This is a genomic window from Kitasatospora griseola (assembly GCF_044999035.1).
GTDB classification, from domain to species: Bacteria; Actinomycetota; Actinomycetes; order Streptomycetales; family Streptomycetaceae; genus Kitasatospora; species Kitasatospora griseola.
This window is the reverse complement of sequence record NZ_CP173360.1, coordinates 2464353-2488381: the sequence shown is the minus strand read 5'-3', so window position 1 is coordinate 2488381 and position 24029 is coordinate 2464353. Positions and strand designations below refer to the sequence as shown.

At 73.1% G+C, this 24029-nt stretch carries 18 protein-coding genes; 15 read left to right on the top strand and 3 right to left on the bottom strand.

The genetic code is table 11. The features are described 5' to 3' along the window. Positions 1 to 56 precede the first annotated feature (56 nt). The 4 genes from ACI1MP_RS11340 (at position 57) to ACI1MP_RS11325 (ending at position 6314) form a co-directional block, all read left to right on the top strand. Positions 57 to 1223, top strand: a complete 1167-nt coding sequence (locus ACI1MP_RS11340) for a damage-control phosphatase ARMT1 family protein (protein WP_404868582.1) — start codon at positions 57 to 59, stop codon at positions 1221 to 1223. A 91-nt stretch (positions 1224 to 1314) separates the two neighbouring features. After that, entirely contained in the window at positions 1315 to 1539 is a 225-nt protein-coding gene (locus tag ACI1MP_RS11335; RefSeq protein ID WP_380342434.1) for a hypothetical protein, read from the top strand. 183 nt (positions 1540 to 1722) lie between these two features. Beyond that, positions 1723 to 4632, top strand: a complete 2910-nt coding sequence (locus ACI1MP_RS11330; protein ID WP_380342436.1) for a glycoside hydrolase family 48 protein — start codon at positions 1723 to 1725, stop codon at positions 4630 to 4632. A 194-nt stretch (positions 4633 to 4826) separates the two neighbouring features. Continuing rightward, entirely contained in the window at positions 4827 to 6314 is a 1488-nt protein-coding gene (locus tag ACI1MP_RS11325) for a S8 family serine peptidase (RefSeq protein WP_380342438.1), read from the top strand. Positions 6315 to 7111: 797 nt separating this feature from the next. On the opposite strand, the gene ACI1MP_RS11320 is transcribed toward ACI1MP_RS11325, so the two are convergent. Then, entirely contained in the window at positions 7112 to 8014 is a 903-nt protein-coding gene (locus ACI1MP_RS11320; protein WP_404868581.1) for a HipA family kinase, read from the bottom strand. A gap of 129 nt (positions 8015 to 8143) precedes the next feature. On the opposite strand from ACI1MP_RS11320, the gene ACI1MP_RS11315 reads away from it, so the two are divergent. The 9 genes from ACI1MP_RS11315 to ACI1MP_RS11275 all read left to right on the top strand — a co-directional run bounded on the left by ACI1MP_RS11315 (position 8144) and on the right by ACI1MP_RS11275 (position 18809). After that, positions 8144 to 8584: an SRPBCC family protein gene (locus ACI1MP_RS11315; protein WP_363480862.1), complete on the top strand. Its 441-nt coding sequence runs from the start codon at positions 8144 to 8146 to the stop codon at positions 8582 to 8584. Positions 8585 to 8704: 120 nt separating this feature from the next. Continuing rightward, entirely contained in the window at positions 8705 to 9868 is a 1164-nt protein-coding gene (locus tag ACI1MP_RS11310; RefSeq protein WP_404870796.1) for a glycosyltransferase, read from the top strand. Between the two features lie 235 nt (positions 9869 to 10103). Then, positions 10104 to 11615 carry a sugar transferase gene (locus ACI1MP_RS11305; protein WP_404868580.1) on the top strand — a complete coding sequence of 504 codons (1512 nt, stop codon included), beginning with the start codon at positions 10104 to 10106 and terminating at the stop codon, positions 11613 to 11615. An 8-nt stretch (positions 11616 to 11623) separates the two neighbouring features. Then, positions 11624 to 12970 (top strand): O-antigen ligase family protein, encoded by a 1347-nt coding sequence (locus tag ACI1MP_RS11300; protein ID WP_404868579.1) that lies wholly within the window; start codon positions 11624 to 11626, stop codon positions 12968 to 12970. Next, positions 12967 to 14685 carry a lipid II flippase MurJ gene (locus ACI1MP_RS11295; RefSeq protein WP_404868578.1) on the top strand — a complete coding sequence of 573 codons (1719 nt, stop codon included), beginning with the start codon at positions 12967 to 12969 and terminating at the stop codon, positions 14683 to 14685. The genes ACI1MP_RS11300 and ACI1MP_RS11295 overlap by 4 nt, the downstream gene beginning before the upstream one ends. Then, entirely contained in the window at positions 14675 to 15463 is a 789-nt protein-coding gene (locus tag ACI1MP_RS11290; RefSeq protein ID WP_404868577.1) for a polysaccharide deacetylase family protein, read from the top strand. Before ACI1MP_RS11295 ends, ACI1MP_RS11290 begins: the two co-directional genes overlap by 11 nt. Beyond that, positions 15460 to 16611 carry a glycosyltransferase gene (locus ACI1MP_RS11285; RefSeq protein ID WP_404868576.1) on the top strand — a complete coding sequence of 384 codons (1152 nt, stop codon included), beginning with the start codon at positions 15460 to 15462 and terminating at the stop codon, positions 16609 to 16611. Before ACI1MP_RS11290 ends, ACI1MP_RS11285 begins: the two co-directional genes overlap by 4 nt. Positions 16612 to 17007: 396 nt before the next feature. Further along, positions 17008 to 17631: a Wzz/FepE/Etk N-terminal domain-containing protein gene (locus tag ACI1MP_RS11280; protein WP_404868575.1), complete on the top strand. Its 624-nt coding sequence runs from the start codon at positions 17008 to 17010 to the stop codon at positions 17629 to 17631. Then, on the top strand, positions 17628 to 18809 hold the full coding sequence (locus ACI1MP_RS11275; RefSeq protein WP_404868574.1) for a GNAT family N-acetyltransferase: 1182 nt from the start codon (positions 17628 to 17630) through the stop codon (positions 18807 to 18809). The genes ACI1MP_RS11280 and ACI1MP_RS11275 overlap by 4 nt, the downstream gene beginning before the upstream one ends. Positions 18810 to 18818: 9 nt before the next feature. Here ACI1MP_RS11275 and ACI1MP_RS11270 read toward each other — a convergent pair whose 3' ends face one another. Together ACI1MP_RS11270 and ACI1MP_RS11265 are read right to left on the bottom strand one after the other, a co-directional pair. Next, a complete protein-coding gene (locus tag ACI1MP_RS11270; protein WP_380342464.1) occupies positions 18819 to 19868 on the bottom strand; it encodes a glycoside hydrolase family 26 protein in 1050 nt (349 codons plus the stop codon). Positions 19869 to 19966: 98 nt separating this feature from the next. Next, complete coding sequence (locus ACI1MP_RS11265) at positions 19967 to 20863, bottom strand: neutral zinc metallopeptidase (protein ID WP_380342466.1); 897 nt, start codon at positions 20861 to 20863, stop codon at positions 19967 to 19969. Between the two features lie 188 nt (positions 20864 to 21051). On the opposite strand from ACI1MP_RS11265, the gene ACI1MP_RS11260 reads away from it, so the two are divergent. After that, entirely contained in the window at positions 21052 to 21963 is a 912-nt protein-coding gene (locus ACI1MP_RS11260; protein WP_380342469.1) for a hypothetical protein, read from the top strand. A 164-nt stretch (positions 21964 to 22127) separates the two neighbouring features. Beyond that, a complete protein-coding gene (gene abc-f / locus ACI1MP_RS11255) occupies positions 22128 to 23726 on the top strand; it encodes a ribosomal protection-like ABC-F family protein (RefSeq protein WP_043910143.1) in 1599 nt (532 codons plus the stop codon). Positions 23727 to 24029 lie beyond the last annotated feature (303 nt).

The window sequence follows — 24029 nt, the reverse complement described above, 5'->3', positions numbered from 1 at the left end:
GCAGTACTGTCGGACAGGCCCGGCGCCCGCTGTCGACGAAAGAGACGAGCCCCACCGTGTCGAACGCCCCCGTGATCCGCAGCGACGTCCCCGGGTCCTTCTCCTGGGGCGTCTTCCACGAGCGTCACCCCAAGCTCGTACAGCAGGTCCTCGACGCGCTGCCGTACGGCCCCGCCGAGCGGGCGGCGGTCGAGCGGCTGCTGGAGGAGAGCACCGGCGGCGTGCTGGAACCGCTGCAGGAGGAGGCCGCGGACGTCGCGCAGTGGCGGGAGTGGGGAGCGGGCCGGTGGGGGCGGCCCTGGGGCGAGGCGCCGTTCCTGTGGGCGGAGAGCTACTTCTACCGGCGGCTGCTGGAGGCCATCGGGTACTTCCGGCCCGGCGCGTGGCAGGGCATCGACCCGTTCGCGCCGTTCAAGGACGCCGAGTTGGCCGGGTCGGCGGTGGACGACGAACTGGCCGCGCTGAGCAGGCTCGACGGCCTGCCGGAGACCCGCCGGGCGGCGGCGCTGCTGTCGTCCGCGCTGTGGGGCAACCGCGCGGACCTCAGCTTCGGGATCACCGCCGACGCCACCGGGACGGCCGCCGCCGACCTGGTCGCCGACGACAGTGCGACGCTCTGGACCGAGCTGGAACGGGTCCGCGGCGGGCAGGTCTGCGTCATCGCGGACAACGCAGGCCGGGAGCTGCTGCCGGACCTGGTCCTGATCGACCACCTGCTGGCCGGCGGCCTCGCGGCGCAGGTCGTGCTGTACGTGAAGCCGCAGCCGTACTACGTGTCCGACGCGACGACGGCCGACGTCCTCGCCGCCCTCGACCGCCTGCGCACCGCGCCCACGCCGGCCGCCGAGGCGATCGGCGGCCGGCTGTGGCGCGCCATGAACGACGGCGCACTGGTCGTCCGCACCCACCCGTTCTTCTGCGCGCCGCTGCCGTTCCACGCCATGCCGGCCGACCTCCGCGCCGAGCTCGCCGCCGCGACGATGACGATCCTCAAGGGCGACCTCAACTACCGCCGCCTGGTCGGCGATCAACTCTGGCCGCCGACCACGCCGTTCGGCGACACCGTCCGCCACTTCCCGTCCCCCGTCGCGGCCCTGCGCACCCTGAAGTCGGAGGTGGTCGTGGGCCTCACCCCCGCCACCGTCACCCGCCTCGACAACACCGCCACCCCCTGGCGCACCGACGGCCGCCACGCCCTGATCCAGGTCGCCGCCCGCCCGTAGCCGGGAGCGCCGCCGCGCGCGAAATGCCGTGGTGGCCGGTCGGTCGGGGCTGAGACCATGCGGGCCCGACCGCCCCGAGGAGTCCGAACCCGTGCCCACGCCCGCCGATCACCTGGCTGCCGCCCGCGCCGCGAGCGACCCGGCCGCGCTGCGCGCGCTCGCGGGCACCGGCCTGCCCTTCATCGACCAGGCGCTCGCCGCCAACCCGCACACCCCGCCGGACACGCTGACGCAGCTGGCCGGGGTCCGGCACTCGGCGTGGAACGACAATCGGCTGCGCGGGCGGGTGGCGCGGGCGCCGGCCGGGCGGGCGTAAGTTTCATGGCGGCGGTGGCAGCGGGGAGCGGCAGATCGGGTGCGCTCCCACCGCTGACGCCCAATTTTGCTTTGCTGCAAGGGGGTTGATACCTCTCCCGGCTGCGCACTCCCTTGACACTGCCCGCACCCCTCCCGATATTTGGGAGCGCTCCCACCACCTACCCCCACCCGAGGAGCCGTCATGTCTCCACCCCGCAACCGGGCCACGGCGCTGAGCGCCGCCCTGCTGCTGCTCACGGCCGGCCTGTCCACCGCCGTGGCGGTGCCCGCGTCGGCCGCCGCCGTCCAGTGTTCGGTGGACTACACCGTCAACGACTGGGGCAGCGGGTTCACCGCGAATCTGGCGATCAACAACAAGGGCGCCGCCGCGCTCAACGGCTGGACGCTCACCTACTCGTACGCCGGCAACCAGACGCTCTCCGGGGCGGGTTGGAGCGGCACCTGGAGCCAGTCCGGGAAGAACGTCACGGTGGTGAACGCCGACTGGAACGGGACGATCCCGGCCGGTGGTTCGGTCAGTGCGGGCGCCAACTTCTCGTACAGCGGCAGCAACGCGGCCCCCACCGCGTTCGCGGTCAACGGGACCAGCTGCACGGGGGCCCACGCGGCCCCGACCACCACGCTGACCAGCCCGGCCCCGGGCGCCACCTACCAGGCGGGCGCGGTGATCCCGCTCTCCGCGACGGCGGGCGCGGCGGACGGCGCGAGCATCGCGAAGGTCGAGTTCTACGACAACACCACGCTGCTCGGAACCGCCACCACCGCCCCGTACAGCTTCAGTTGGACGGGCGCGGCGAGCGGCAGCCACTCGGTGTACGCGAAGGCGTACGACAGTCTCGGGGCGAGCAGCGAGTCGACCCCGGCGGGCATCACGGTCGCGGCCGGGCCGGCCGTCACCGCCACTCCGGTGACGCTGTCGGTCAACCAGGGGAAGACCGGCAGCTTCACGGTGAAGCTGAGCAGCCAGCCGAGCGCGAACGTCACCGTCACCACCACCCGGACGTCGGGCAACACCGGACTGTCCGTCAGTTCCGGTGGGACGCTGACCTTCACGCCGAGCAACTGGTCCACCGCGCAGACCGTCACACTCACCGCCGACGCCTCCTCCACCGGTGCGGCGACGTTCACCTCGGCCGCCACCGGCTACACCTCCTCGGCGGTGACGGTGACCGAACTGGCCGCCGCGTCCGGGGTGTACAACGACCGGTTCCTGCAGCTGTACAACAAGATCAAGGACCCGGCGAACGGGTACTTCTCGCCGGAGGGCATCCCGTACCACTCGGTGGAGACCCTGCTGGTGGAGGCCCCCGACCAGGGGCACGAGACCACCTCGGAGGCGTACTCGTACCTGCTGTGGCTGGAGGCCCAGTACGGGCGGGTGACCAAGGACTGGTCGAAGTTCAACTCGGCGTGGACGCTCATGGAGACGTACATGATCCCGGGTCACGCCGACCAGCCCACCAACTCGGCGTACAACGCGTCCAAGCCGGCCACCTACGCGCCCGAGCACCCGCTGCCGAGCGACTACCCGTCGGCGATGGACTCCGCCGTCACCCCGGGCAACGACCCGATCGCCGCGGAGCTGAAGAGCGCGTACGGCACCGACGACGTCTACGGCATGCACTGGCTGCAGGACGTCGACAACGTGTACGGCTACGGCAACGCGCCCGGCAAGTGCGAGGCCGGGCCGACCGACACCGGACCGTCGTTCATCAACACCTACCAGCGCGGCGCGCAGGAGTCGGTGTGGGAGACGATCCCGCAGCCGACCTGCGACAAGTTCGCCTACGGCGGCAAGAACGGCTACCTGGACCTGTTCATCAAGGACAGCTCCTACGCCAAGCAGTGGAAGTACACCGACGCGCCGGACGCCGACGCCCGTGCCATCCAGGCCGCGTACTGGGCGGACACCTGGGCCAAGGCGCAGGGCAACGCCGCACAGGTGGCGACCACGGTGGCCAAGGCCGGCAAGATGGGCGACTACCTGCGGTACTCGTTCTTCGACAAGTACTTCAAGAAGATCGGCAACTGCGTCGGCCCGACCGCCTGCGCGGCCGGCAGCGGCAAGAGCTCCGAGCACTACCTGCTGTCCTGGTACTACGCCTGGGGCGGCGCCACCGACACCTCGGCCGGCTGGGCCTGGCGGATCGGCGACAGCGCGGCGCACGGCGGCTACCAGAACCCGATGGCCGCGTACGCGCTGGTCAACGACCCGGCGATGGCGCCGATGTCGAGCACCGGCAAGACCGACTGGACCACCTCGATGGCCCGCCAGGTCGAGTTCACCCAGTGGCTGCAGTCCAGCGAGGGCGCCATCGCGGGCGGTGCCACCAACAGTTGGAACGGCAGCTACGACACCCCGCCGGCCGGCACCCCGACCTTCTACGGGATGTTCTACGACGAGGCGCCGGTCTACCACGACCCGCCGTCCAACCAGTGGTTCGGCTTCCAGGCCTGGGGCCTGGAGCGGATGGCCGAGTACTACTGGTCGAGCGGTGACACCAGGGCCAAGGCCATCCTGGACAAGTGGGTGACCTGGGCGCTGTCCCAGACCACCTTCAACGCCGACGGCAGCTTCAGGATCCCGTCCACGCTGGCCTGGAGCGGCAAGCCGGACAGCTGGAACGCCACCTCGCCGGGCGCCAACACCGGTCTGCACGTGAGCGTCGTCGACTTCACCAACGACGTCGGGGTGGCCGGCTCGTACGCCAAGCTGCTGTCCTACTACGCGGCCAAGTCCGGCAACGCGGCGGCGAAGACCGCCGCGCAGAAGCTGCTGGACGGCATGTGGGCCAACAACCAGGACGCGCTGGGCATCTCGGTGCCGGAGACCCGCACCGACTACAGCCGGTTCAAGGACTCGGTGTCGGTGCCCGGCGGTTGGACCGGCACCATGCCCAACGGCGATGCGATCAACGGGAGTTCGACCTTCCTGTCGATCCGGTCCTGGTACCGGAACGATCCGTCGTTCGCGAAGGTGCAGAGCTACCTGAACGGCGGTGCGGCGCCGACCTTCACGTACCACCGGTTCTGGGCGCAGGCCGACATCGCCACGGCGATGGCCGCCTACGGTGAGCTGTTCGGCGGCTGACCGACCGCCGGCGGCACCGCCCCGCAGCCCGAGTGCCCGGTCCGACCGACAGCGGACCGGGCACTCGTCCGCTCTAGGCCGATTGTTTTACTACCTCTTGATTTTTGTCATATGGGATGAATAGTCTCCCGGCCATTCGCGCGCCTTCGATCACCCTCGATCGCGTCCGCCGACAGTCGGGAGGGTCAACCCCTATGAGCGTTCCCCGGATCCGCCGCTCCGCACTCCTCGCCGCAGGTCTCGCACTGGTCACGGCCGGCGCCCTCGCCGGACCCGCGGCAGGCGCGGCCGTGGCGGCCACCCCGGCCGCCACCGGGCAGCCGATGAACTACGTGGTGAACACCAAGGCCAACCACGGGCAGACCAAGAAGGCCGAGCGCGAGATCGAGGCGGCCGGCGGCAGCGTGGTCGCCTCCTACGAGCAGATAGGCGTGGTGATCGCCCGCTCGGGTGACCCCGGCTTCGCCGCCCGGCTCCGCCAGTCGAAGACCATCGACTCGGTCGGCGCCAGCCGCACCGCCGGGATCCAGGCCGCCGACGTCGAGTCCACCGTCGAGGAGACCGCGGTGCCCGCCGCCGCCGCCGACGGCAACGAGCCGCTCTGGGCCAACCAGTGGGACATGCGGCAGATCGGCGTCGACCAGGCGCACAAGTCCGCCCTCGGCAACCGCGACGTGGTGGTCGGCGTGCTCGACTCCGGCATCGACGCCACCCACGAGGACCTGGCCGCCGCCGTCGACCCGGCGCTCTCCGCGTCCTGCCTCAGCGGCCGCCCCGACACCAGCTGGCAGTCCTGGCAGCCCACCAGCAGCAGCCACGGCACCCACGTGGCCGGCACCATCGCCGCCGCCAAGAACGGCAAGGGCATCGAGGGCATCGCCCCCGGCGTCCGGGTGGCCGCCGTGAAGGTGGTCGACAACGGCGGATTCATCTACCCCGAGTACGCGATCTGCGGCTTCGTCTGGGCCGCCGAGCACCACTTCACCCTCACCAACAACAGCTACTACGTTGACCCGTGGATGTTCAACTGCGCGGGCGACCCCGACCAGGGCGCGGTCAGCGAGGCCGTCCGCCGGGCCGTCGACTACTCCCGCCGGGGCGGGGTGCTGAACGTCGCCGCCGCGGGCAACGAGAACATCGACCTGGCGCACAAGACCGTCGACGTCAGCAGCCCCGACGACACCACCCCCGGCGGCCGGCCGATCGACGCCAGCTGCCTCGACCTGCCCGCCGAGCTGCCGGGCGTGATCGCGGTCTCGGCGATCGGCGCCAAGGGCGACAAGTCCTACTTCTCCAGCTACGGCCTGAACAAGGTCGCGGTCTCCGCCCCCGGCGGCGACGCCACCGCCTTCCAGGCGCCCGACACCCCCGACCGCCGTGGCGGAGTGCTCTCCACCCTCCCCGGCAACAAGTACGGCTACATGTCAGGCACTTCGATGGCCTCCCCGCACGTGGCCGGCGTCCTCGCGCTGCTCGCCTCCACCCACCCGGGGGCCAACGCCGAGCAGCTGCGCAGCCTGCTGGTGAAGCAGGCCGACCCGCACGCCTGCCCGACCGGCGTGTTCAACCCCGGCGGCACCGGCGCCTACCAGGCCACCTGCGAGGGCACCCTGGCCAACAACGGCTTCTACGGGGCGGGCGTGGTCAACGCCGCCAAGGCCGCGGACGCCTGGCGGAACTGACCCGACCTGATCGGCCCGGCGGTCGTCGGACGTGTTGCGGCTGTTGGTGGGCCGACGGTTTCGCCGCTGCCTGGCCGGTGGCGGGCCGTTGGCCTCATCGTCGCCAAGGCTGTGGGTGTTCGGCGGAGTTGGGACGGCTTGGTCGGCCGGGCGGTCGTCGGACGTGTTGCGGCTGTTGGTGGGCCGACGGTTTCGCCGCTGCCTGGCCGGTGGCGGGCCGTCAAGCTCACCGCTGCTGCTCGGCGGGCCGCGGGCCGGTGGTGTGGATTGTGGTGCAGCCGGTCGCGGGTCAGGTTTCGTCGGTGTTCCGGGATCGGTTCAACGTGGCAGCGGCCATTGGTCGTTGTCGCGTGCTCGATCGGCCGGGCGTCGGCGGGTTCTGGCTGTCGGTGCCCGGCGGTGTCGTGCAGTCGGCCGTAGGTCAGTTCGGTGGGCCCGCGGGCCGGTGGTGTGGATCGTGGTGCAGCCGGTCGCGGGTCAGGTTTCGTCGGTGTTCCGGGATCGGCTGAACATCGCAGCGGCCATTGGTCGTTGTCACGTGCTCGATCGGCCGGGCGTCGGCGGTTCCGGGCTGTCGGTGCCCGGCAGTGTCGTGCAGTCGGCCGTAGGTCAGTTCGGTGGGCCCGCGGGCCGGTGGTGTGGATTGTGGTGCAGTCGGTCGTGGGTCAGGTTTCGTCGGTGTTCCGGGATCGGTTCAACGTGGCAGCGGCCATTGGTCGTTGTCGCGTGCTCGATCGGCCGGGCGTCGGCGGGTTCTGGCTGTCGGTGCCCGGCGGTGTCGCGCTGCCGACCGCAGGTCAGTCCTCGCTGCCGACGTGCCGGGACCAGTCGGACTCCACGGAGGCCAGGCCGGCCCGGTTCGGCACCTGCTTCAACCAGGCCGGACGGGCCGCCGTGCGGGCCGCCGCGGCCCGCTCCTCGGCGGCCCGGATCTGCTCTGGGGTGGCGAACCCCTCCGGCAGCCAGGCCGCGGAGTTCGTGACCCGGGCGGCCAGGTGCTGCACGTACGCGGCCCGGACGGCGGCCGGGGAGTCGAAGCCCGGCTCGTCGGCCAGCCAGGCGTCCGGCACCAACGCGGCGACCTCGGCGAGCAGTTCGGGCGTCACCAGGGGCGCCAGCTCGGCGTCCGCGGCGGCCAGGTCGGGGCCGTAGCCGCCCAGTGCGTGGCCGCTGAGGTCGTAGCGCTTGTGCACCGAGGCGTGCGCCGAGGACCAGCGGTGGTGGAAGATCAGCCCGGCGCCGTTGTCGATCAGCCAGAGCCTGCCGTGCCAGACCATCAGGTTCGGGTTGTGCACGCTGCGGTCGACGTTGCCGGTCAGTGCGTCCAGCCAGACCACCCGGCCGGCCTCGGCGGGGGAGACCTCGATCATCCCGGGCTTGAAGTCCCGGGCGCCCGGCAGCAGGTCCATGCCCAGGTTGCGGCCCGCGCTGGCCTTCAGCAGGTCCTGGATCTCCTGGTCGGGCTCGTCCGCCGCCACGGCCGGGTCGAAGTCCACCAGCACCAGCGGCGGCACCCGCAGCCCGAGCCGCCGGGCCAGCTCGCCGACGATCACCTCGGCCACCAGCGCCTTGACGCCCTGCGCCGCACCGGTGAACTTCACCACGTACGTGCCCAGGTCGTCGGTCTCCACCACCCCGGGCACCGAGCCGCCCGCGCGCAGCGGATCGACGTACCGCAGCGCCGTCACCTCATCGAGCATCCGCCCACCCTAACGCCTGGCCGGAGACCCGCCCGTTTCCCGGTTTGGCGGGGGCCGACGGCGATGGTTGGCTTGGCCGCGACGTCGAGTGCAGATGCGCAGATGACCGGACCGAGGAGAAGTGAACAGATGGGCAAGGTGCACGCCACCACCGAGCGGACGTACGGGGCCGACCCGGCCCGGGTGTACGAGGCGCTGGCCGACTACACGGTGACCCGGCCGAAGCTGCTGCCCGCGCAGTACAGCGAGTACGAGGTGCGGGCCGGCGGCACCGGCGCGGGCACCCAGGTTCACTGGAAGCTCCAGGCCACCGAGAAGCGGGTCCGGGACTGCCTGTTCACGGTGACCGCGCCGAGCCCGGACACCCTGGTGGAGACCGACGCCAACTCCTCGATGGTGATCACCTGGACGGTCGCGGCCAACGGCCAGAGCGGCAGCAAGGTCACCGTGGAGGCGACCTGGACCGGCGCGACCGGCATCGGCGGCTTCTTCGAGCGCACCTTCGCCCCCAAGGGCCTGAACCGGATCCACGACCAGGTGCTGGCCAACCTGGCGGCCGAACTCGGCTGAACCGCCCGGAGATTCGGACACCCGTACGGCTGATCAGCCGTGCGGGTGTTCTGCGTCCCCGGGAAGGGTGAAGCGACCCCGGCCGCCCGCGGCCGCCAACTTAGGCTCCGGGCCGTGCAGATGACGATCCTTCATGTCTCCCAACCGGTCGACGGCGGCGTGGCCCGGGTGGTGGTCGACCTGGTGCGCGGTCAGCGCGCGGCCGGCTGCCGGGTCCTGGTGGCCTGCCCGCCCGGCGGTCGGCTCGCCCACGAGGCCGCCGCCGTCGGTGCCCGGGTGCTGGACTGGCCCGCCGAACGCCCACCCGGACCGGGCGCCGTCGGCGAGGCCTGGCGGCTGCGTCGGATCCTCCGCTCCGCCCGCCCGGACGTGCTGCACCTGCACAGCGCGAAGGCCGGGCTGGCCGGCCGGCTGGCCGCCCGCGGCGCCGTGCCCACCGTGTTCCAGCCGCACGCCTGGTCGTTCGCCGCCGTCGAGGGCGTCCTCGCCACGGTCGGTCTGCGCTGGGAGCAGTACGCCACCCGGTGGTCCCGCACCCTGCTGTGCGTCAGCGAGCAGGAGCGGGCGGACGGCGTGGCGGCCGGGCTGGTCGCGGACTGGCGGGTGGTGCCCAACGGCGTGGACCTGGCGCACTTCACGCCCGCCGACCCGGCGTCCCGGCGGTCCGCCCGGATGGCCCTGGGCCTGGAGCAGTCCGCCCCGCTGGCGGTGTGCGTCGGCCGGCTGTGCCGGCAGAAGGGCCAGGACGTGCTGCTGGACGCCTGGGAGCAGGTGCAGCGGCGGCTGCCGGCGGCCCGGCTGGTGCTGGTCGGCGGCGGCCCGGACGCGGAGGCGCTGGCCCGCCGGGTGCGGGCGCTGCCCGTGCCGTCCGGGGTGCGACTGGAGGGCGACGTGGCGGATCCGCGGCTGTGGCTGGCGGCCGCCGACCTGGCGGTGCTGCCCTCGCGCTGGGAGGGAATGGCGTTGGCGCCGCTGGAGGCGATGGCCTGCGGGCGGCCGGTGCTGCTGACCGATGTGGCGGGGGCGCGGGAGTGCCTGCCGCCCGGCGAGCGGGGCCGTTCGGTGGTGCCGCCGGAGAATCCCCGTGCGATGGGCGAACGGCTGGTCGAATTCCTCTCGGATCGGATCGAATGCGAACGGCGCGGTGTTCTGGCCCGGGCGCACGTGGCAGATCATCACGATATCCGGCAAGTAATCTCGCAGGTGGCGGCAATTTACCGGACTATTGTTCGGAGCCGGGTAGTCCCGGTGGGCCGCACATCCCGTGTCCCGCAGCGGTTCTGATCGTTTGTCAGGCCGTGAACGGCCGCCCGGATCGGGGCGACCTTCTCTCCTGAGGGTCGGATTATTAGGCGGGTGGAATGAAATGGCATGTCAGCTGCCTGTTCTGGTAAAGGCGTTCGGTAATGTCTGATTCTGCCTGCTTCGTCCCATTTTTCTCCAGGGAATTGGTCGACCGTGCTTCTCGGCCGCAGGTGCTTGCCTGGAACGGCTTCACAGCAGGGGAGTTCGTGCGCTGATGAGCATTGACCACGAGAGTGTGTCGCGACCGGCCTCCGTGCTGGAGGCCTCCGGCCGCCACGGCAACCGCCACGGCGCGGGACTGCTCGACCGGCCGAGCACGCGGGCGCTGCCACCCCGGACCTCGACCGCGGTCGGCCGCCACCGCGGCCGGCTGCACTCTCGGGTCGCCCTGCCGCTCGCGCTCGCCGGCGCCGACACCCTGGCCGTCGCGCTGGCGGCCGCCGCCACCGCCCCGGCCACCGCCCGGCCCACCGTCACCGCGCTCCTGCTGCTGCCCGCCCTGCTCCCGCTCAACCTGGCCGGCGGCCTCTACCGCAGCCGGCTCAGCCTCTCCGTCCTCGACGAGTTCCCCGCCCTGGCCGCCCGCGCCGCCGTCGCCACCGCCTTCGCCGTCACTGCCGACGCCTGCCTGACCGGCCACTGGAACGACCACGGCGCGACCGGCCCGCTGCGGCTGCTCGCCCTGCTGCTGCTGATGCTCCCGCTCGCCGCCCTCGGCCGCGCCTACGTCCACCACCGCACCCGCCGGGCCCGCCGCCGCCGCCCCAGCCCGGTGCTGATCCTCGGTGCCGGCGAACTCGGCCAGCGGATCGCCGAGGTGCTCGCCGCCCGCCCCGAGTACGGCCTGCGGCCGGTCGGCTACCTCGACGCCGACCCGCTGCTGCTGCCCCCCGGCAGCCCGCTGCCGGTGCTCGGCGGCCGCGAGGTGCTCGGCCGGGTGCTGCGCCGCTACCGCGTCCACCACGTGCTGGCCACCGGCGGCTCCGCCGACGACGCGGACACGCTGGCCGCGCTGCGGCAGGCCGCCCGGCTCGGCTGCCAGGTCTGGCTGCTGCCCGGCCTGCGCGAGTTCGACTCCGTGCAGGGCGCCGGCGACCACCTGTGGGGCTTCCCCTGCCTGCGGCTCGGCGCCCCCGCGATGCGCCGGCACGGCTGGGTCGTCAAGCGCGGCTTCGACATCGCGGCGGCCGGCCTCGGCCTGCTGCTGCTCTCCCCGGTGCTGGCCGCCTGCGCCCTCGCGGTGCGCTGGGAGACCGGCCCGGGCGTGCTGTTCCGCCAGCAGCGCACGGGGCTCGACGGCCGGGTGTTCACCCTCCTCAAGTTCCGCACCCTGCGCCCCAGCAACGAGCGCGAGTCGGCCACCCGCTGGAACATCGCGCAGGACCACCGGATGGGCGTCGTCGGCAAGTTCCTGCGCAAGGCCTCGCTGGACGAGCTCCCGCAGCTGTGGAACGTGCTCCGCGGCGACATGAGCCTGGTCGGCCCGCGCCCCGAACGCCCCTACTTCGTCCTGCGGTTCGGCCAGGCCTACCCCGAGTACGCCGACCGGCACCGCGTCCCGGTCGGGCTCACCGGCCTGGCCCAGGTCAACGGCCTGCGCGGGGACACCTCCATCGAGGACCGGGCCCGCTTCGACAACCGCTACATCGAGGGCTGGACGCTGTGGCAGGACGCCAAGATCCTGCTGCGCACCGCCGCCCTGGTGGTCCGCCCGGACGGGAGCTGAACCGCACCGTGGCCGTCACCCTCCGACTCCCGCTCTCCGCCGGCCGGTTCACCGGCATAGCCGCTCCCCGGCCGAGCCGGCTCGCGGCCGCCACCGTGCTGCTGGTCTGCGTCCCGACCGGGGAGAAGGACGTCACCGCCGCCGTCCACGTCACCCCGGCCGACCTGGCCTCGCTGGCCCTGGTCGCCCTGATCGCGGTCGGCCTGCTGCGCGGCCGGCTGCCCCGGCTCGACCCGGCCGCCGGCGCGCTGTTCGGCGCCGTGGTGCTGGCCGCCGCCGTCGCCACCGTGCACTCCGTCGACCCGTCCGCCAGCCTCACCGGCTTCGTCCGGCTGGTGCAGATCTTCGTGCTGGTGCCCGCCGCCGTGGTGCTCGCCGTCCGCGACCGGGCCGACCAGCGGCTGGTGCTCGGCTCCTTCGTGCTGGCCGCGCTGATCGAGGGCGCGGTCGGCGCGTTCCAGTACCTGACCCGGACCGGCGCCTCCTACACCGGGCAGCCGATCCGCGCCGTCGGCACCTTCGGCGCGCTCGACATCATGGCGATGTCCGGCGTGGTCTCGTTCGGGCTGCTGGCCGCCCTCGGGCTGGGCCTGGCCGAGCGCGGGCCGGGCGGCAGCCGCCCGCTGCGCCGCGCGATGTGGGCGAGCGCGGCGTTCCTGGCCTTTCCGCTGGCGGTGTCGTTCAGCCGGGGCAGCTGGATCGCCACCGCGGTCGCCGCCACCGTGCTGCTGCTGCGCGCCGACGCCCGGCTGGCCGTCCGGGGCGTGCTGGTCGGCGGGGCCGCCGCGGTGGTGCTGGTCGGCGGGCTCGGCCTCGGCGCGTCCGGCGTCACCGAGCGGCTCAGCTCGATCGGCTCGGTCTCCGCCGCCCCCGACCAGTCCGTCTCCGACCGCTACGACCTGTGGGCCACCGCCGGCCGGATCTGGCAGGACCACCCGGTGGCCGGCGCCGGACCCAAGGCGTTCCAGCAACTGCGCGACAGCCACGCCCCGCTCCGGCTCTCCTCCGGCAGCGACGCCGCCGACTCCACCATCGGCTTCCAGCGCGAACCGCTGCTCTCCCCGCACAACATGTACTTCCTGGTGCTCAGCGAACAGGGCCTGCTCGGCGTCCTCGCCTACCTGGCGCTGTTCCTGACCCTGCTGCTGGGCTCCCTGCGCCGCGCCGCCGGCCCCGGCCTGGCCGCCCTCGCACTGCTCTGCTGGGTGCTCTGGGACTTCCTGTACGCCGACATCGGCGGCACCACCACCGTGCTGACCTCCGTGGTGCTCGGGCTCGCCGCCCGCACCGCGCTGCCGGGTCCCGACGCCCGGGCAGCCACCGGTCCCGACTCCCGTGGAGCGAACGGCGCATGACGACCGACCAGCCGGTGGCCGCGGTCACCACGACCGTCCCCGTACCGGGCCCGCGCACCGACGGCGACGACACCGGGCCCCGGGGCGGCTTCCTGGCCAAGGCCTTCGGCGTGACGGCCCTGCTCAGCGCGGCCGGTTCCGGCCTCGGCCTGCTCCGGGACCTGCTGCTGGCCCGCTACTTCGGCGCCAACCAGGGCACCGACGCGTTCCTGGTCGCCTGGACGGTGCCGGAGACCGCCGCGCCACTGCTGATCGAGGACGCGATGGCCTTCCTGATGGTCCCGGCCTTCAGCCTGGCCCTGGTGCTGCGCGAGGAACGCGGACAGGGCCCGGACCCGGTACGGCAGTTGACCCGCTCCACGCTGCCCTGGCTGCTGCTCGCGCTGTGCGCGCTGTCCGGCACGGTCGCACTGTTCGCCCCGCAGCTGGTCGACCTGCTCGCCCCCGGCCTGGCCGACCCGCGGCTCGCCGTCACCTGCACCCGGATCACCGCGGTCACCGTGGTGCCGTTCGGGGTGGCCGGCTACCTGGCCTCCGCGCTGCGCGCGCTGCACGCCTTCACCGCGCCCGCCGTCATCTACGTGATGTACAACCTGGGCATCCTGGCGCTGCTGCTCAGCGGCCACCGGCTGCTCGGGGTGCGCTCCGCCGCGCTCGGTGTGGCGCTCGGCAGCCTGCTGATGGCGGGCGTGCTGGTGGTGCCGTTCGTCCGCCGGCTGCACGCCCGGCAGCGGCGGCGGACCCGGCGGCGCGGGGCCGGCCGCGGACTGGTGCTGATCCCGCTGGCGCTGCTGCCGGTGGCCGCGTTCTCGCTGACCCGGCAGTCCCAGGTGTTCATCGAGCGCTACCTCGGCTCGGCGCTGCCGCCCGGCACCATCTCGCACCTCAACTACGCCGCGAAAGTCAGCCAGTTGGCGATGACCTCGGCGATCCTGATCGTCACCGTGACGTTCCCGGTGGTGGCCCGGGCGATGGCCGCCGGCGACCTCACCGCCGCCCGCGACCGGGTCGAGAAGGACCTCGGCCAGGCCGCCGCGCTGGTGCTGCTCGGCACCGCCTTCCTGCTGGCCTGCGCCCCCGCCGTGGCCGCGCTGCTGTTCCAGCGCGGCGCGTTCGGGCCCGCCGACACCGAGGCCACCGCGGCCGTCATCCGGGTGTACAGCTTCGGCCTGCCCGCCCAGGCGATGATCGGCGTGATGGTGCGGCCGTACTTCTGCGTCCGGCCGGTGGTGCGGCGGGCCGACGCCCCGCGCGCCGAGGGCGACCGGACCACCTGGCTGGACTGGTACCCGGTCGGCGCGATGATGCTCGGGCTGGTCGTGACGTTCACCCTGGGCGTCACCCTGACCCCGCGGTTCGGGGCGCCCGGCCTGGCCGCCGGCAACGCGGTCGGGATCACCTTCACCGCGGCCCTGCTGATGCGCGGCCTGATGCTGCGCGGCGTCGCGCTGCGGCTCGGGCTGGTGCTCGGCGGGCAGGCCCGGCTGCTGGCCGCGGCGATCGCCGCCGCCGGGATCGGCTCGCTCGCCATCCGCGCGGTCACCACGCCGCTGTCCGCCGCCCTGCTCGGCGGCGTCACCGTCCTGCTGGTCTTCGCGCTCCTCGGCACGCTGTTCGGCGTGCCCGAGGTCCGCGGGCCGGTCCTGGCACTCCTGGCCCGGGCCCGCCGACCGCACGCCCCCGCACCCGCCGAAGGGAAGCCGCATGGCCGTTGAAACCTGTCTGCCGACGCAGTCGCTCGCGCCCCGGCTCGCACCCTGGATCCTGATGTACCACTCGGTCGCCGAGGATGACGAGGATCCCTACCAGCTCACCGTCAGCCCCGAACGGTTCGCCGAGCAGATGGACTGGCTGCACCGCTCCGGCCGACGCGGCGTCAGCGTCCGCGAACTGCTGGCCGCACAGGCCCTCGGCCGGGAGTCCCGGCTGGTCGGCCTGACCTTCGACGACGGCTACGCCGACTTCGCCCGGCACGCCGTTCCGGTGCTGCGCGAATACGGCTTCACCGCCACCGCGTACGTGATGCCCGACCTGCTGGGCGCCGCCAACCACTGGGACGCCGAAGGGCCGCGGAAGAAGCTGCTGACGGTCGAACAGGTCACCGAACTGGCCGCGTCCGGCTGGGAGATCGGCTCGCACGGCCTCGGCCACCAGGCGCTGTCCGGGCTGTCGCCCGCCGCGCTGGAACGCCAGACCAAGGAGAGCCGGCACAAGCTGGAGGACCTGGTCCGTGGACCCGTCACCGGCTTCTGCTACCCGTACGGCTCCGTCGACCTGCCCGCCACCCGGGCCGTCCGGGACGCCGGCTACGACTACGCCTGCGCCATCGACCACTGCTCGCTGACCGGCCGGCACGCCCTGCCGCGCTGCTACGTCGGCGACCGCGACGGCGCCTGGCGGCTGCGCGCCAAGCACGGCCGGCACCGCTGGCGCGAGGCCGTCACCGGGCTGCGCTGGGCCCCGCCGAAGGCCGCCGCGGGGGAGTGGCGGTGAAAGTCCTGCACGTGGTCACCGGCCTGCACGCGGGCGGCGCGGAACGCCAACTCGCGCTGCTGCTCCGGCACCTGCCGACCGACCAGCGACACGAGGTGGCCACCCTCACCGACCCCGGCACGGTGGCCCGCGAACTGCGCGCCGACGGCTTCACCGTCCACCACCTCGCCATGCGCGGCAACCGCGACCTCGGCGTACTGCCCCGGCTCACCCGGCTGATCCGCACCGGCCGGTACGACCTGGTCCACACCCACCTGTACCGGGCCATGCTGTACGGCCGCCTCGCCGCCCGGCTGGCCGGGGTGCAGGGCGTGCTCGCCACCGAGCACTCGCTGCAGGCCGGGGTGATCGAGGGCCGGCCCACCTCGCGCGGCGTCAAGGCGCTGTACCTGGCCGCCGAACGGCTCGGCAGCACCACCCTGGCGGTCTCCGGCCAGGTCGCCGCCGTGCTCGACGCCTGGGGCGTGCCCGCCCACCGGGTGCGGCGGCTGCCCAACGGCATCGACGCCGCCCGCTACCGCTTCCCACCCGCCGAACGAGCCGCCCACCGCACCCGCCTGCGCGCCGAACTCGGCCTGCCCGCCGACGCATTCGTGGTCGGCGGGCTCGGCCGGCTGGTGCCCGGCAAGCGCTTCCACGTCCCGCTGGAGGCGCTCACCGGGCTCCCGGCGGGCACCCGGCTGCTGCTGGTCGGCGAGGGCCCCGAACGGGCCGAACTCACCGCCCGGGCCGAGCAACTGGGCGTCCGCGACCGACTGGTGCTCACCGGCGAACGCGACGACGTGCCCGAACTGCTCACCGCGATGGACATCCTGGTCTCGCCGTCCCGCGCGGAGACCTTCGGGCTCGCCGCACTGGAGGCCCTGGCCGCCGGTCTGCCGGTCCTCCACTCCGCCTGCCCGGCCCTGGCCGAACTGCCGCCCGCCGCCGCCCCGCACGCCCGACTGCTGCCGTCCGAACCCGCCCGCTACGCCCGCGAACTGACGGCAGCTGCGGCCGCACCACCCGGCCCCGTCCCGGTGCCGCCCGCCGTCGCCCACTACGACATCACCCGCATCGCAGCCGAACTGGCCACCCTCTACCGCGAGTCGGCCGGCACCCTACCGGGCCCCCGCCACCCTGCCCGGCGCCGCGCCGGCGCGCACTGACCCCGTCCCCGCTGTTCCCTGGAGTCCTCCCGATGCCCGATCCCCGCCGTGCCGACGCGCCGGGGCGCCGGCCCGCCCGACCGCCGTCGCCCGAGCCGGGCTGCTGCGTCCGTGAGTTGACGGCCGTTTCCGCCTCGCTGCCCGCTCCCGGCCCGGTGCCGCGCGCCGTCGCGCACTGACCTCGCTCGCTCTCTTTTCCTGGAGTCCTCCCGATGCCCGATCCCCGCCGTGCCGACGCGCCGGGACGCCGGCCCGCCCGACCGCTGTCGCTCGAACCCGGCCGCCGCGTCCGTGCGCTGGCGCGCCGCCGGTGGTCGGCGGCCGTCGCCGTCGCGCCGGGTGCGGCGGCTCGCGTCCACTGACCTCGTCCCCTCTCGTTCCTCTGGAGTCACCCCGATGCCCGAACTACGCCTCCGCGCTCGCGCGTTGGCCCGCCATTGGTGGCCGATGGCCGTTGCCGTTCCGCTCGGTGCGGCGGTCGGTGCCGGTTATGCCGTCGTCGCGCACCCCTCCTACGCCTCGTCCGCGTACGTGGTGGTGGTGCCGCAGGCTCAGGGCGAGAACGCCAATGCCGTCAATTTCGCGCAGGCTTACGGCCGGCTCACCGGCCAGCCGCAGGTGCTGCTCGGCGCCGCCGCCGAGACGCACCACTCGGTGGCCGCGCTGGCCGCCCTGGTGCGCGGCACCACCTCCCCGGACGCGCCGGTGATCGAGATCACCGGCACCGGTCCTCGGCCCGAGGACGCGGTGCAGAACGCCGGCGCGGTCGCCAGGTCGCTGATCGCGTTCGGCAATGCGGGCAGCAGGGAGACCGGCGTCAAGCTGGTCCAACTGGCCGCCGCCGCCGAACCCGACGCACCGACCTCGCCGTCCGCCACGCTGGACACCGCGGTCGGCGGCGCCGCCGGCGTCCTGCTCGGCACGCTGGCGATGCTCACCCGCCGCAGGACCGTCCCGGCGGTCGGGGCCGTGCTGCCCGGCCAGGCCGAGACCTCGCGGTCCGAGGGGGTGTACCGGTGAAGCTCCGTCAACAGCGTTCCGCCGATGCCCGGGTGCCCGTCCAGGGCGACCGTTCCGCCGCCGAGCGCGACCGGTGGGCCGCCGAAGTGCTGCGCACCGACGACGCGTTGGACCTGGTCGCCGACGAGTGGGACGACCTGTACCGGCGCTGCTCCACCGCCACCGCGTTCCAGGCCGCGCCGTGGCTGCGGTCCTGGTGGCGCGGCTACGGTCGGCCCGGCGGGCTGGTCGTGGTGCTGGTCCGCCGCGACGGGCGGCTGGTCGCCGCCGCCGCGCTGCGCCGTCGCGGCCCGTTCGGCGGCCTGACCAACCTGGGCGCGGGCCTGGTCGACTTCACCGACGTCCTGCTGGACGACGAGTGCGCCGACCGGGCCGCGGCCGAACTCGCCGCCGCACTGCCGCTGCGCCGCCCCTGGCACAGCCTGGAGCTGCGCGAGGTGCGCCCCGAGGCGGCCGTGCAGCGGGTGTTCGCGCACTGGCGGGGCCGCCGGCACCGGTTCGCCGATTCGATGTGCCAGTACCTGCCCGCCGTCCCGATGGACGAGCTGCTCAAGCGGCTGCCCGGCAAGACCGCGCAGCGCAGCCGGGTCAAGCTGCGCAGGATCGCCGAAGCCGGGATCCGGGTGCACTCCGCCACGGCCGACGAAGTCCCGGACACCGTCCGCGAGTTGCTTCGTCTGCACCGTCTCCAGTGGCAGGCTCGCGGAGTCACCCCGGAGCACCGCAGCGAGCGTTTCGCACACCACCTCGCCGAGTCCACCGCCGGACTGGTGGCCACCCGCCGGGCGGCCATACAGCGCTTCGAGCTCGACGGGGAGGTGCTGGCGGTCGACCTGGTGCTGCTCTGCGCCCCGTTCGGCGGCCTGTACATGTACGGCGCCCACCCGGCACTGCGCGAGCGGCTGGACATCGCCGGCCTGCTGTTCGGCGCCGCGCTGGACGAGGTGCGCGCCGCCGGGATCCCGCAGTTGAGCCTGCTGCGCGGCCAGGAGCCGTACAAGCAGCGCTGGCGGCCGGATCAACTCCCCAACCAGCGACTGGTGTTCGGCCCCGGCCGACTCGCCCCGTCCGCCGCGGCCCGGGCCCTGCGGGTGCGGGCCCGGATCGCCGCGGTGCAGCTGCTGCGGACCAGGCTGCCGAAGCTGAAGGAGGCGCTGGTGCGGGCCCGGCTCCGGTGACGGCTCGGCCTACCCCGCCGCCCCGGTCGAGCCGGACATCAACTGCCGGTAGACCTCCGCCGACTTCGGGTTGTCCTTGCACTGCCAGAAGCCGTGCGGGCAGTAGTCGGTGACGGTCTGGTAGGCGGTGTCGTGGGTGCGCATCCACTCCACCATCCGTCGCACGTACTCCGGGTTGTCGCCGTTGTGGAACAGCCCCCACTCCGGGTAGGAGACCGGCTTGCCGCGCTTGGCCGCGAACTCCACCTGGTCCTGCAGCCCGTAGGGCTCCCTGACGTAGTCGTCGAAGGTGGCGCCCGCGGGCATGTCGTAGCTGTCCATCCCGAGGATGTCGACCACGTCGTCGCCCGGGTAGCAGCGCGTCCAGGGGATCGCGTCCAGCCCGCGGGTGGGGGTGAAGTCGAAGGTGAAGTGCTGCCCGGGCACCGAGCGCATCACGCCGACGATCCGCCGCCAGTAGGTCTTCCAGGCGCTCGGGTCGGGCCGGCAGCGCGAGGTGTAGGTGGTGCCGTTCATCTCCCAGCCCAGGGTGAGGACGGTGTCACCGCCCCCCAGCGCCACCAACTTGCGGGCCAGCCGCAGGAAGTGCTGGTCGAACTCGCCCTTGTTGCCGCGGGCCAGCAGGCCGGCCACCTCGGCGTCCGGCACGTCGGCCTCGTTGGGGACCAGCATCGGCACGCCCAGCACCAGCCGTCGGGCCGGGTCGGCCTGCCGCCACTGCGACCACAGGCCGAGCACCACCGGCTCGCCCTCGACGTCCTGCCAGCCGTTGCCGGCCAGGTAGGTGTGGCCGACCTGCATGTTGGCGTTGTTCAGCCAGGACGCCATCCGGGCGATGTTCGGGATGTAGTCGTTCCAGGAGCCGACGAAGGCGCCGAACGGCACCTCGTGCAGGGCCCGTTGCACCGCGGGGCGGGGCGCCGTGCCGCGGGGCCGGACGGCGTCCGAGGAGAGGGCCGTGTGCCGCTCGGTCTGGCTGAGCGGCGTGCCCGAGGGCACGCTCGCGGTCGTCATCAGCAGCAGAGCGGCGGCGGCCAGGGTCAGTCGGCCGAGGCGCATGGGCTCACTCCGAACGAGATCGGGGACAACGTCGGCCCCTGGAGCCTAACCTGACAGACCGTCAGAAAGGCTGCATATCACCCCGTCGAGTCCGCCGGTCAGCCGAAGGTGTTGCACTTCGTCAGGTCGCCGGTCCGGTAGCCGGTGGTGAACCACTGGGTGCGCTGCGCCGAGGAGCCGTGCGTCCAGGTCTCCGGGTTGGTCTTTCCGGTGGCGCGCTGCTGGATCCGGTCGTCGCCGACCGACTCGGCGGCGTCCAGCGCCCGGGCGATGTCCTCGTCGGTCAGCTTGGTGATCAGCGGACGGCCGGTGGAGGCCTGCGGGGTGGTGGTGGCGTGGTGCGTCCACACGCCCGCGTAGCAGTCCGCCTGGAGCTCCAGCTTCACCGAGGCGCTGTCCGCGCCCTGCCGGTCGTTGCCGACCTTCGCCATGGTGCCGAGCAGCGTCTGCACGTGGTGCCCGTACTCGTGGGCCACCACGTACGCCTCCGCGAACGGGCCGCCCTGGGCGCCCAGTTGGCGGGTCATGTCGTTGAAGAAGCCGAGATCGAAGTAGGCCTTGTGGTCGCCCGGGCAGTAGAACGGCCCGACCGCCGAGGTCGCCGCGCCGCAGGCGGTCTGGACCCGGTCGGTGAACAGTACGGTCGGCGCGAGCGAGTACTGCCTGCCGCGGCTCGCGAAGTCGCCCTGCCAGTAGTTCTGCACGCTGTTCACCACCGCCAGGATCCGGCAGTCCTGCCGCTTGTTGGCGTCCGCGCCGGTCTTGCAGGTCGAGGTCTGCTGGTCCGTGGAACCGGCGGCCTGCCCCGTCGCGGGCTTGCCGCCGCCGGAGCCGGTCACCGAGTTCAGCAGACCCGGGTCGAACCCGAACACCAGTGCCAGCACCAGGCCGAGGATGCCGACCGCGCCACCGCCGATCGCCAGCCCGCCGCCGGGAATGCCCCGGCGGTCCTGCACCTGCGAGTCGTCGAGCTGGGCGTCGTCGTCGAATTGCATCCTGTCTCACCTCTGTAACAGTCCGTCGGCCGGTCGAAGCCGTACCCTAGCGGGCCGCACGGAGCGGGAAGGGCTTGGCCGACGCAGGTCGGAGCCGGTTGTGTCGGAACCGAATAAGGCATGCGGCAACGGCGTGGCGCGTTCGAATCCAGCTGCTTTCCGTCGGGGCCGGACGGTACGCTCCGGCCGTGTCCTTCAATCCGCTGCGCAGTCTGTCGCCCCGATCGGTCCTGCCCGCCGCCGCCGCACTGCTGGTCCTCGCGGCCGGTGCAGCGGCGCACGCCAACCGCCCGCAGCCGTTCGGAGACCAGGTCCTGCCCGGCGCGGCGAACGCCAGCCCGGTCGGCGCCCAGTCGACCGGCGCCGGAGACCTGGAACTGAAGGTCGGCCCCGGCGTGGAGGCCTTCTCCCGCGCCACCGGCGAGCACCTCTGGTCCTACCGCCGGGACGGCAGCACCGCCCTCCACCTCACCATGCTCGGCGAGGACGCCGCGGTGGTCTGGGACGACGGCATGGTGACGTCCGTCAACCCGGCCGACCACTCGGTGCGCTGGCACCGCAGCGTCCCCGGCCTGGCCGACTGGCTGAGCGCCGACGGCGAACCCGGCGCGGCCGACCGCACCGAGGAACAGCGCAAGCAGCTCGCGACGAAGCGGGCTGCCGCCGCACTGCACCCCTCCGCGGACCCGAAGGCCGACGCGTTCATCACCGTGGTCACCCCCGGCCTGCTGATGGGCTTCCGCGACCGCGACGGCGACCTCCGCTTCAACTCCCGCCCCCCGGCGGGCTGCACCTTCGACCCGGCCCGCACCGCACAGAGCGACGACGCGGTCCTGATCCCCCGGGTCTGCCCGCCCACCACCGGCCCCGGCGCCCGCCAACTGCCCGGCGGCGTCATGGTCTTCTCCCTCACCGCACCCGGCAACTTCCTCAACACCGGCCCCGACGTCCTGATGCGCCCGCTGGACAGCCACCGGATCGCGATCGACGACGGCCCGGTCATCGGCACCTGGGTGTACGACACCACCCGCGGTGCGAGGGAGAGCAACTGCGGGGCTTCGGTGCCGTTCGCGGCGACGACGCCCACCTGCGAGAAGTAGCGCGGGGCGAGCGCAGCGGGCTGCACCCGGCGGCGCGCTCCCCGGTCGCGCTCCCCCCGGCTTCGCACCCCTCGGATCGACCGGCCCGGAAAACGGATCGCGCCCTCCCGTAGACTGGAGCGCATGGCTGAGTGCCATACCCACGTCTAGGAGTGACCCCAGCCATGATTTCCGCGAACGCCCTGGAGCTTCGTGCCGGTGCCCGCATCCTGATCGAGTCGGCCAGCTTCCGGATCGCCCCGGGCGACCGGATCGGTCTGGTCGGCCGCAACGGCGCGGGCAAGACCACGCTCACCAAGGTGCTCGCGGGCGAGGGCCTGCCGGCCGGTGGCACCGTCACCAGTTCCGGTGAGGTCGGCTACCTCCCGCAGGACCCGCGCACCGGTGACCTGGACGTGCTCGCCCGGGACCGCATCCTGTCCGCCCGTGGCCTCGACACCGTGCTCAAGAAGATGCGCGAGAACGAGGAGCGGATGGCCAACGGCAAGGGCGCCACCCGCGACAACGCGATGAAGAAGTACGCCCGGCTGGAGACCGAGTTCCTCACCAAGGGCGGTTACGCAGCCGAGGCCGAGGCCGCCACCATCGCCGCCGCGCTCGGTCTGCCCGACCGCATCCTCGGCCAGCCGCTGCACACCCTCTCCGGTGGTCAGCGCCGCCGGGTCGAGCTGGCCCGGATCCTGTTCTCGGACGCCGACATCCTGCTGCTGGACGAGCCCACCAACCACCTCGACGCGGACTCGATCGCCTGGCTGCGGGACTTCCTGAAGACCTACAAGGGCGGCTTCATCGTCATCTCGCACGACGTCGAGCTGGTCGAGACGGTCGTCAACAAGGTCTTCTACCTGGACGCCAACCGCTCCGCGATCGACGTCTACAACATGGGCTGGAAGCAGTACCAGCAGCAGCGCGAGGACGACGAGAAGCGCCGCAAGCGCGAGCGCGCCAACGCCGAGAAGAAGGCCGCGACGCTCAACTCGCAGGCCGACAAGATGCGGGCCAAGGCCACCAAGACCGTCGCCGCGCAGAACATGGCCCGCCGCGCCGAGAAGCTGCTCTCCGGGCTGGAGCAGGTCCGCCAGTCCGACAAGGTCGCCAAGCTGCGCTTCCCGGACCCGGCCCCGTGCGGCAAGACCCCGCTCACGGCCGAGGGCCTGTCGAAGTCGTACGGCTCGCTGGAGATCTTCACCGACGTGGGCCTGGCGATCGACCGGGGCTCCCGGGTCGTCATCCTCGGCCTCAACGGCGCGGGCAAGACCACCCTGCTGCGGATGCTGGCCGGCGTCGAGAAGCCGGACACCGGCGAGGTGATCCCGGGCCACGGCCTGAAGATCGGCTACTACGCCCAGGAGCACGAGACGCTCGACCCCGAGCGCACCGTGCTGGAGAACATGCGGTCCGCCGCGCCCGACACCGACCTGGTGCAGATCCGGAAGATCCTCGGCTCGTTCCTGTTCTCCGGCGACGACGTCGACAAGCCGGCCGGCGTGCTCTCCGGTGGCGAGAAGACCCGGCTCGCGCTGGCGTCGCTGGTGGTCTCCAGCGCCAACGTGCTGCTGCTCGACGAGCCCACCAACAACCTGGACCCGGCCAGCCGCGAGGAGATCCTCGGCGCGCTGCGCACCTTCACCGGCGCGGTCGTCCTGGTCACCCACGACGAGGGCGCGGTGGACGCGCTCCAGCCCGAGCGGATCATCCTGCTCCCCGACGGCGTCGAGGACCTGTGGAGCCCGGCCTATCACGACCTGGTGTCGCTCGCCTGAACCGCGAGTAGACGCCGGGTCGGCCACCGGTACGAGAAGAACTGGTCATCCGTCCAACCCGGGAACACCCGGACCGGCGCGCCCGTTGACTCTGTACGCCCGGGCCGCCGGGGCCCGGCCCCGGCCGGGCTGAGCAGCGGATTCGCTCGGCGGAGCGAATCGCGGAGGGGCGCGCACACCCTCCGTGAGCGCCGTGGTGCGGAGCGAACACCACCGGACGAGCCCGCTTTCCGGCGACGGACCTTGTCGAATGGGTGGCCAGGAGCCTTGCAATGGGTGATCATGGGAATCTGACTGATCACC

Coding starts and splice junctions, on each gene's coding strand:
- abc-f (WP_043910143.1), top strand. CDS start 22,128: ATGATTTCCGCGAACGCCCTGGAGCTTCGTGCCGGTGCCCGCATCCTG.
- ACI1MP_RS11330 (WP_380342436.1), top strand. CDS start 1,723: ATGTCTCCACCCCGCAACCGGGCCACGGCGCTGAGCGCCGCCCTGCTG.
- ACI1MP_RS11325 (WP_380342438.1), top strand. CDS start 4,827: ATGAGCGTTCCCCGGATCCGCCGCTCCGCACTCCTCGCCGCAGGTCTC.
- ACI1MP_RS11290 (WP_404868577.1), top strand. CDS start 14,675: ATGGCCGTTGAAACCTGTCTGCCGACGCAGTCGCTCGCGCCCCGGCTC.
- ACI1MP_RS11265 (WP_380342466.1), bottom strand. CDS start 20,863: ATGCAATTCGACGACGACGCCCAGCTCGACGACTCGCAGGTGCAGGAC.
- ACI1MP_RS11280 (WP_404868575.1), top strand. CDS start 17,008: ATGCCCGAACTACGCCTCCGCGCTCGCGCGTTGGCCCGCCATTGGTGG.
- ACI1MP_RS11310 (WP_404870796.1), top strand. CDS start 8,705: ATGACGATCCTTCATGTCTCCCAACCGGTCGACGGCGGCGTGGCCCGG.
- ACI1MP_RS11320 (WP_404868581.1), bottom strand. CDS start 8,014: ATGCTCGATGAGGTGACGGCGCTGCGGTACGTCGATCCGCTGCGCGCG.
- ACI1MP_RS11295 (WP_404868578.1), top strand. CDS start 12,967: ATGACGACCGACCAGCCGGTGGCCGCGGTCACCACGACCGTCCCCGTA.
- ACI1MP_RS11315 (WP_363480862.1), top strand. CDS start 8,144: ATGGGCAAGGTGCACGCCACCACCGAGCGGACGTACGGGGCCGACCCG.
- ACI1MP_RS11270 (WP_380342464.1), bottom strand. CDS start 19,868: ATGCGCCTCGGCCGACTGACCCTGGCCGCCGCCGCTCTGCTGCTGATG.
- ACI1MP_RS11305 (WP_404868580.1), top strand. CDS start 10,104: ATGAGCATTGACCACGAGAGTGTGTCGCGACCGGCCTCCGTGCTGGAG.